The sequence below is a fragment of the Oleiphilus sp. HI0117 genome (genome assembly GCF_001635235.1).
On sequence record NZ_LWGA01000602.1, the window covers coordinates 1 to 530 of the forward strand.

Below are 530 nucleotides of genomic sequence, written 5' to 3' on the forward strand. Positions count from 1 at the left end.
AGTTCTTCACTCTCATTTTTTGAGTAATCGACGCCATTAACAGAGTTGAATTGTTTATCAGATAAGCGCATAAATTGACGCTTCCAGTTCGCGATTTGTTGGGAGCTAATTCCAAGTTCTTTAGCAACTTGAGCTTGAGTGACGCCCGGTTTTTCGCAGCGTTTCACTGCTTCTTTTCGGAATTCTTCAGAGTAAGCTTGAGTTTTTTTACGTGCCATGAGCACCTCCACATAAGGTCTATATAACTATAGTAGGGTGTACACTAATTGTTGGGCACTCGGAAACCTAGACATAATGACTCCCCACGTCCCAAAAGAGTGCTGACCTCCTATCGTGGGTTAGCAAAGCCAGAGCCATAATATATGTGTCATACCATATAAGCGGAGGCCAGCACCATGAAAAACAATACCATAATTTTTGTCGGATTGGACACCCATAAGGAGTTCACCGAAGTCGCATATTGCGAAGATCAACGAGGCTCAGAAGTAAAACATCTTGGAAGAGTTTCTTCAGCCAAAGTATCACTTACC

Annotated in this window: 1 protein-coding gene and 1 pseudogene; one reads left to right on the forward strand and one right to left on the reverse strand. The window is 42.6% G+C overall.

Translation table 11 applies throughout. The features are described from left to right. The coding region (locus A3757_RS06725; protein WP_068739341.1) for a transposase at positions 1-218 on the reverse strand (218 nt) is incomplete at its 3' end. 177 nt (positions 219-395) lie between these two features. Between A3757_RS06725 and A3757_RS27545 the strand changes: the two are divergent. Next, positions 396-530: pseudogene (locus tag A3757_RS27545) on the forward strand (IS110 family transposase); the annotation flags it as partial.